Source organism: Autumnicola edwardsiae, assembly GCF_031846505.1.
GTDB classification, from domain to species: domain Bacteria; phylum Bacteroidota; class Bacteroidia; order Flavobacteriales; family Flavobacteriaceae; genus Autumnicola; species Autumnicola edwardsiae.
In genome coordinates, this window is the sequence record NZ_JAVRHP010000181.1 from 1 (window position 1) to 3,163 (window position 3,163).

Consider the following 3,163-nt stretch of genomic DNA (forward strand, 5'->3'; position numbering starts at 1 on the left):
GTGAAGGAGATGAAATACTGAATCAAGTTTAGGGTAACAGCTCTTTAAGATCACTTTCCGAAAATAGTCGCACTTCAAAAATACCAATTTTCGACCTGTGGTATCAGCTTTGTCATGCTAAATTTATTTTCAGAAATTACTTTACACTGCGGGTATTGAAGTTGAAGGGTAAAAATGCTCTATCAGATTAAAAATAAAATTAAACAAAGAACATTTCTGAAGATAAGACAACTCTAAAATGGCAATTATCGCCATTTACTTATTATAAACCATAAAAATTCTTAAGATTTTCGCAGAAAAGCAGTCTTTTCTACTTAATTATTCGTGGAGCACGAGAATAGGTAACGCATTATCTACTTTTGCACAAAGTCCATAGCGGGCGTGGAGTAACTTATCGCATACATCTAGGTTTTTGCCGATTATGGCGATAATATCAAATTTGTCCTGAATCTCGAACAGCAAATCCCGGTTAAAAAAGTCCGAATCTTTAATATCCATATAATGCAAGGTGGCTTCTGGTAATTTTTTAGCCAAACCGTACTGAACCAGTTCTTTTTTCAGCTCTCCGGAAGTTCCCTTATTTATTTCCACCACGGTGATGTGCGTGTCCCTTACAAAATCGCAATTATTAACAAGGTTAAGAACCTTTTCCTGAAAAAGAACCGAATAATCTATGGGGAGGATACTGGTCTTGGGCTTTTGGTAAACGCTCTTTGCCGGCACGGCCACAATATTGCATTTTATTTTGCGAACCACTTCATAAGCATGGTTGCCCAAGATAGGATGATGCCTCACATCCCTGCTGGCCGCCCCTATAAAAATGAGATCGATCTTTTTTTCGGTAACACATTTGCGGATGGCATTTATAAGATAATCTGAAGACAAAATGCTGTGGAAACCCTGATTTCTGTTTTTTGAAAGGTTTTTAAGCATTTCAACAGTTTTGTGAAGTTCTGCAGAAATATGGAGCATCTGCTTTTCCAGCGCTTTTCCATTTGATTTACTGAAGTTAAAGTCCTGGATATTTAACACATAAATATTACCGGGTCTGCCGGCCAGATAATCCAGGGCATATTTTCCTGCATTTTCTGAAACCTCTGAAAAGTCCGTCAGGATTAATACATTCATCTTTAAGGCTATATAATTTATACAAAACTATACGAACCATAAAGGATGAAAAATGATAAAAATCAGTTCCAATATTTTTTCTGAAAATTCACACCACGTTCTTCAACGCCTGGGAATCAAGAAGTTTAATATTCCTGCCTTCAATTTCTATTAAGCCTTCTTTTTTAAAGTCTGAAAGGGTTCTTATAAGGCTTTCTGGCGCCATTCCCGCAACACCGGCAAGATCTGCACGAGAAATCCTTATGCTTTTAAGTGGATGTTTTTTAATTTTTTCAGCAAAAAGTAAGATGGTATTTGCTGTTTTCTTGCGGACAGAACCGTATGCCATTCCCATTAACTGCTCCTTTAAACCTGAAAGGTTGTTACTTAAAATCTCCACTAATTCCAGCGTTACACGGCCATTGTTCGCCAGGATCTTGTGCAGTTCTTCTTTTGAAACTGCATAGAGCCGGGTATCTTCCATTGCAGTTGCAAAATCCTGATATGGGCTGGCGTTATTCAGTGAAATATTTCCGAAGAAATCATCGTCCTTAAAAAGTTCTGTAATAAGCTCTTTCCCCTGGCTATCCATCCTGTGCGCTTTCACCACACCACTTTTTACAAGGTAGAAGAAACTGGCCTGCCTGCCTGGCTCATAAATATTTTCACCTTTCTTAAATTCCAGGAACTCATTTTTATTAATCAGGCTGCGAAGGTCTTCGAGACCTTTTAAAGACCTTTCCTCCGGCTGCGGGGTTTTTTTCTTCTTATTTTTAAAAGAATTTATAATGGCAACCCTCGCCAGCCTGCTTTCTATGGCGCTAAGCAAATCTTCCTCTTCAAAAGGTTTGGTAAGGTAATCGTCGGCACCAAGGTCCATCCCCCTGCGGATATCCTTATGTTCAGTTTTTGCTGAAAGAAAAATAAACGGAATATCTATAGTTTCTTCATTTTTGCTCAATTCCTCAAGAACGCCATAACCATCCATCTCTGGCATCATGATATCGCACACAATTACATCTGGAAGAATTTTCTTCGCTTTTTCGACACCCAGGCGTCCATTGGAAGCGGTTTCAATTTCGTAATCTGAAAGTTCCAGCAGTTCTGCCGTGTTTTCCCTTACAGTAACATCGTCTTCTATCAGTAATACTTTTTTCATGGTAATGACTTCTTTAATTCTTCTGCACTTTTTTACGGCTTTAATATTGGAATTTCTACCGTAAATTTTGTTCCTACGTGCTCCTTACTTTCAAACTTTATAGTTCCACCAAGATTCTCCAGGTGTGTGTAGGCAATATTGAGTCCTATTCCCGTTCCCTGGTCCAGGAGTGCATTTTCTGCCCTAAAATAGCGTTCAAAAATATGCTTTTGATCTTTCTGCGGAATCCCTATTCCCTGGTCCTCTACTTCAAAAACTACCGATTTTTCTGTAGGTGTAATCCTGAAATCTATCAGCGTATTTTCGGGCGAATATTTTATTGCATTTCCCAGTAAATTCGAGAGAATGAGCTCCAGGATTTTTTCGTCGTGGTAAAGCATCATATCTTCAAGATCTTTGGTGTAGGTGATTTCCTGACCGTTTTTCAGGGTGATATTCGCATTGTAAACTACTTCATTTATTAACCTTTTCAGGCTAAAGTTGGTGTATTTATACTGGCCTTTTCCTGTTTCCAACCGCTCGATAGACAGAAAATCATTCAGGATATTATTAAGATAATGCACTTTGTTCCTAATCGTTCCCAAATGCTTTTCCCGCTTCTCCTGCTGTTCTCCCTTAGTATATTTTTCAGCAAGCGTAGCCGAAGTTAAAATTCCACTGAGCGGTGTTTTGAACTCGTGGGAAACCAGGGAAAGAAATTTTGTTTTTAATTCATTAAGTTCTTTTTCCTTTTGCAGGGCATCCTTTATTTTTCGCTCTGCCGCCTTTCTCTTTTGAATTTCATCTTCCAGGTCCAGGTTCAAATTTTGCAGTTTTTGAACACTTTCCTGAAGTTCCTGCGTTCTTATCGCAATTTTATCCTCCAGCTTTGTGTTTAGCTCCCGTATTTGCCGCTGT

The 3,163-nt window shown here is 38.6% G+C and carries 3 protein-coding genes; all 3 read right to left on the minus strand.

Annotated features, from left to right (window positions below; genetic code table 11):
- Positions 1-318: 318 nt before the first annotated feature.
- Positions 319-1,128 carry a universal stress protein gene (locus tag RM529_RS16650; RefSeq protein WP_311485867.1) on the minus strand — a complete coding sequence of 270 codons (810 nt, stop codon included), beginning with the start codon at positions 1,126-1,128 and terminating at the stop codon, positions 319-321.
- An 88-nt stretch (positions 1,129-1,216) separates the two neighbouring features.
- Positions 1,217-2,266 carry a response regulator gene (locus RM529_RS16655; RefSeq protein WP_311485868.1) on the minus strand — a complete coding sequence of 350 codons (1,050 nt, stop codon included), beginning with the start codon at positions 2,264-2,266 and terminating at the stop codon, positions 1,217-1,219.
- Between the two features lie 32 nt (positions 2,267-2,298).
- The coding region (locus RM529_RS16660) for a sensor histidine kinase (protein WP_311485869.1) at positions 2,299-3,163 on the minus strand (865 nt) is incomplete at its 5' end.

Coding starts and splice junctions, on each gene's coding strand:
- RM529_RS16655 (WP_311485868.1), bottom strand. CDS start 2,266: ATGAAAAAAGTATTACTGATAGAAGACGATGTTACTGTAAGGGAAAAC.
- RM529_RS16650 (WP_311485867.1), bottom strand. CDS start 1,128: ATGAATGTATTAATCCTGACGGACTTTTCAGAGGTTTCAGAAAATGCA.